Annotated in this window: 4 protein-coding genes; 1 reads left to right on the top strand and 3 read right to left on the bottom strand. The window is 54.4% G+C overall.

From position 1 onward, the window contains the following. Positions 1-195: 195 nt before the first annotated feature. The 3 genes from ROG8370_RS20395 to ftsH all read right to left on the bottom strand — a co-directional run bounded on the left by ROG8370_RS20395 (position 196) and on the right by ftsH (position 3,645). Positions 196-834, bottom strand: a complete 639-nt coding sequence (locus tag ROG8370_RS20395; protein ID WP_139838237.1) for a hypothetical protein — start codon at positions 832-834, stop codon at positions 196-198. 341 nt (positions 835-1,175) lie between these two features. Beyond that, entirely contained in the window at positions 1,176-1,715 is a 540-nt protein-coding gene (locus ROG8370_RS19435; RefSeq protein WP_085828780.1) for a DUF6512 family protein, read from the bottom strand. Positions 1,716-1,722: 7 nt separating this feature from the next. Beyond that, positions 1,723-3,645 carry an ATP-dependent zinc metalloprotease FtsH gene (ftsH, locus tag ROG8370_RS19430; protein ID WP_245827545.1) on the bottom strand — a complete coding sequence of 641 codons (1,923 nt, stop codon included), beginning with the start codon at positions 3,643-3,645 and terminating at the stop codon, positions 1,723-1,725. Here ftsH and ROG8370_RS19425 point away from each other — a divergent pair. Then, complete coding sequence (locus tag ROG8370_RS19425) at positions 3,645-4,259, top strand: SLC13 family permease (protein ID WP_085828779.1); 615 nt, start codon at positions 3,645-3,647, stop codon at positions 4,257-4,259. The two genes, ftsH and ROG8370_RS19425, sit on opposite strands and share 1 nt — an antisense overlap. Positions 4,260-4,373 lie beyond the last annotated feature (114 nt).

The raw sequence follows: 4,373 nt of genomic DNA, 5'->3' as shown, positions 1-4,373 counted from the left end.
TCCGACCAAAAACGCTTCTTCTGACCCTTCTTGCCCGCCATATCCGCCCTCAAGATGTCCACTATCAATAGTGGACACTTATCAACACACTCTATGAAATGTCAGAGCAGCGAGGCCGGACGCTTACATTTTGCAGCCAACAATTCTTCAATCTATTCCGTCGGCAAGGTCAGCCAGGACAGAAAGGTCGGAATGTTACTGGTTTGCCAGCTGTTCAAATGGATCAGACTTCCATTTCTCAGGAAGCTCTGCCGGTTCCTCGAAATCAGGAAGATACAAGCCGGTCGTCCACCGTTCCGGCAGTTTATCAACGAGTGCGGAAAGCCTTGTGCTGGCCCCTGCAGCGCGCCGTCGGATACGTTCCGCCGCGTCCGGGTCGCGTTCCCGCAGGCGACGATAACGGTTCATCACCCAATTCTGAACCCGGTCGGGACCAAAAGAGAAGAAGAGCACAAGCCCGATCAGAAGGCCCATCACGAACAAAAACACCACGAAGCCCGGTTCCAGCACCAAAATCGTCAGCAAAAGCAGAAATGACAATATCCTGGGAGCATCGGGGCGCCTGAGAAATGACACGACGAGCTTGAGGAGCCATTGCGCAGGCGATTTCTTCTGACGAGGTTGTTCGGATGCCCGTGCGTGTCCCTCTATTGTTTGTAAGTTTTCTTCTGCTTGCGTTGGCGCTAATCGCTTGATGGCTTTCTGGGCATCATCCACGTCGACAATGGACTTTATTGCACGAAGGTCCGGATCAATTGGGCCTGGCTTCTTGGAGCCGTCAACTTTGAGACCTGCATTGGATGGGTATTCAGTAAGGTTAGGTTCGTCTCGCATCTTGCCTTCCCAGACATGTAGGACAGACCCGTGCAGCGTTGTCTGCTGGCGACTGCCAAGAAGCCTGAGGGTTGACCGTTAAAATTTAACGCCGCTCAGATTCGATTTTCTTAGACTATCAAGTTTATGGATGAATACGGCGGAATTATGGTGTTGAGTTAGCCTAAAAGGATGCTTGGAGTAGCCAACTTTATGTTCGCAATTGGCTTTTCCCGAATTGACCAGCCAACGGGCACGCCTTGAGAACAGATCAATCACGACGGCCAGATGCGACCATCCTTCATTGCGTCTTGATGTACGTGATGTCGGTTACCGGGTCAGTTCTCAGTGGCATTCAACATTTAGGGTAAACCCCGAAGCCCATTGCGGCTATCGGTAAAGAGCCAGAAGTCTGGTGGGAAAATTGTGAAGCATGCGAACGCGGCTATTTGGAGCACCAAGAGAGTAAGCCCAATCGCGATAAGAGGAGGGTAGCGAAGCCCGTGTATATTCAACCATGCAGAAGCGCCCTGACCAGCCACAATCGCCACAACAAATGTACCAATGTCCAACAGTAAAATGTTGTTCCCTAGAATGGCTGTGTAACTTTTGAAGATCACAACAATCAGAATGGCCGACGTAATAAGAGTAAAACCCTTAATCGCCAAGCGTTCCCACAAACTTAATTCAGAAAAATCTTGGGGTAAAAGCGCCCAGAAAAGACCCGGCCAGAATGCGAGTTTCAGGTGTTCCCAGATAGATTCGTTTACTGCCACGATAATCGCGGCAGGGCGCCAGCCGCCAGTCCAGTCAAAAACAAAATGAAGTGCAGAGCCAGCCAGAATGGTAACTAGCGCTCCAATGAACTCCCAGCGAACAATTGGGGGAGAGTGGGTTATCATATCCGGGTCACCCTGACGGAGGTATTTTGCTGAGAGATCGGACGGGCCGCTTCGGAGTGGTCACCCCTCTATCAGGGTCCAGGCATTGCTGGATTTCTTCAAAACCCAGCGTCTCTTTCGCTCCAAGTCTCTCTATCAGATGTTCGACCTGCGATCTGTGCTCCCCAATCACATCCAAGGCCCGTTTTTCTGCTTTTTTGAGCGCAGCAATCACAGCCCGATCGACCTGTGCCGCCGTCGCATCGGCATGGCCACGCGGTTGCGCGATGGATTGTCCCAGGAAGGGATGGTCCTCGCTTTGGCGCAGATCAATCGGGCCAAGCTCATCGGTCATGCCCCAGCGGGCAACCATCGAGCGAGCCAACTCAGTAGCACGACGTATGTCATCATCGGCACCCGAACTCACTGTTCCGATCAAAAGCCGCTCAGCCGCGCGGCCAGCCAGCAGGGTGACAAGCTGCGCCTTCAGATATGTTTCGTCCAATGTGTGGCGTTCTGCCGTGCTCAGCATATGCGTTCCGCCCAAGGCGTGGCCGCGCGGAATGATGGTGACCTTGTAAAGCGGATCGGCATCTGGGGTGTAAAAGGCTGCGGCAGTATGCCCGGCCTCGTGAACCGCCAGCCGGTGGTGTTCCTCAGGTCGGATGGCCAATGACCGCACAGTTCCCATGATCACTTTGTCGCGGGCCTCGCCCAGATCATCACTGGTGATCAGGCTGGCATTGCGTCGCGCCGCGTTGATAGCAGCCTCGTTTAGCAGGTTTTTCAGATCAGCACCAGAAAAGCCCGTCGTTCCTGCAGCCATCGTATCAAGGTCGCTGGAGTCCTCCAGCGGTAGCCTACTGGCATGTATGTTCAGGATTGCGCGTCGCGCATTCTTGTCGGGGAGGTTCAGCGTGACGTGCCGATCAAACCGACCAGGCCGCAGCAGCGCAGGGTCCAAAACATCGGGACGGTTGGTCGCAGCGAGAACCACCACGGCTTCGCGTCCTCCAAAACCATCAAGTTCTGCCAGAATTTGGTTCAGCGTTTGCTCACGTTCATCGTGCCCACCGCCTAGACCTGTGCCGCGGGTGCGTCCGATGCTGTCCAGTTCGTCGATGAAGATAATAGCGGGTGCTGCCCTTCTTGCCGCTTCGAACATTTTGCGTACGCGGGCTGCGCCGACGCCTACGAAAACTTCAATGAATTCCGAACCGGACGTTGAAAAGAAAGGCACATCCGCTTCACCTGCCAGCGCTTTGGCCAGGAGTGTCTTGCCGGTTCCCGGCGGACCGACCAAAAGCACTCCGTGCGGCACCTCTGCTCCGACCTTTTGAAAGCGCTCGGGATCGCGCAGAAACTCCACAAGTTCGGACACCTCCCGCTTGGCCTGATCCTGGCCCGCGACATCGGCAAAAGTCACCTTTTGTGTCGGAGTGCTTGGCTTGGCAAACCGTCCGCTCAAAAACGCGCCAACCCCGCTGCTGCCAATTCCGCCAGCGGTGCCGCCCATCATACGCCTTTGCAGCAACAAATAGGCTCCAAGGATCATGACCCACGGCAGGATATAGGTAAAGATCGAGACGCCTCGGGGCTCTTTCGCGCTGATTACGGCACCGCTCTGTTCCAGAAGGGGCAACAATTCAGGATCGCCCTGGGCCGGGGTTACAGCGCGAAACGTTGTCGGACTTTCCGGATCAGCCCCTTCCGTTGTAACGGAAATTGCATGTTCCTGCAGCTGGGCAGACATGACATCGCCGTCCCGGATCATTTGCTTGATATCGCTGTATGGCAATATTGATGGCTGCTCAGACGAGGCGAACCAGAAGCTTGAAAGCATTGAAAGGGCCAAAAAGACCGTAAGCCATAGCCATGGCTGGCTGCCCGGCATTATCGGGCCTGTCGTCTGATCTCTGTCTGCCCCACGCGGCATGATCATCGCATCCATTGCTAAACTATTATGACTATTACTATCGGGCAGGCGCCAACGCGGTCGTTGATCGACGTCAATATCTGCGTGTGCCTAAATCAATTCAGAAAGCTGAGCGCAGGGTCGCAGTTATTGCCGGGCTGACTGCGCTTGCATGGGTTTCAAGGCCATTGATCGAATGGATTTTTCCAATGGTTGCGCTTTCCGACGCGGGTATCGCGATGATAGCCGCTCTGACGCTTTTCATGATTTCTGACGGCAAAGACGGGCGGTTGCTGGACTGGGAAGCTGCCGCGTCTTTGCGTTGGGATGTGCTGATACTGTTTGGCGGTGGACTGGCGCTCGCCGGTGTAATCCAACAGTCAGGTTTAGCGGATTGGATCGGCGGGAGTGTTCAACTGGTAAGTGACTGGCCAAAGTTCGTCGTTCTTCTCTTCATTGCCGCCCTCATCGTCTACGTGGGTGAGTTGGCAAGCAATACCGCGATGGCGGCGATCTTCTTACCGATTGCCGGTGCCGTCGCGACGGGACTTGGCACTGATCCTGTTGCTTTCATGCTTCCAATCGCAATGGCCGCCTCGATCGGCTTTATGCTACCGGTCGCGACGCTGTTGATTGTCACTGAGAACTGACCCGGCAACTGCAGAAATTGTCATTGAGAATTGACCCATGTGCAACCTTACCCCTGCTTGATTCAGCTGGGGGCTATTGGAGTGGTAGACATGGGATTTTTGAGGGTTATTCGG

Source organism: Roseovarius gaetbuli, assembly GCF_900172365.1.
In the GTDB taxonomy this organism is placed as follows: domain Bacteria; phylum Pseudomonadota; class Alphaproteobacteria; order Rhodobacterales; family Rhodobacteraceae; genus Roseovarius; species Roseovarius gaetbuli.
The sequence above is the reverse complement of the archived record's forward strand: the minus strand, read 5'-3'. Positions and strand labels throughout refer to the sequence as shown.

Coding starts and splice junctions, on each gene's coding strand:
- ROG8370_RS20395 (WP_139838237.1), bottom strand. CDS start 834: ATGCGAGACGAACCTAACCTTACTGAATACCCATCCAATGCAGGTCTC.
- ROG8370_RS19435 (WP_085828780.1), bottom strand. CDS start 1,715: ATGATAACCCACTCTCCCCCAATTGTTCGCTGGGAGTTCATTGGAGCG.
- ftsH (WP_245827545.1), bottom strand. CDS start 3,645: ATGGATGCGATGATCATGCCGCGTGGGGCAGACAGAGATCAGACGACA.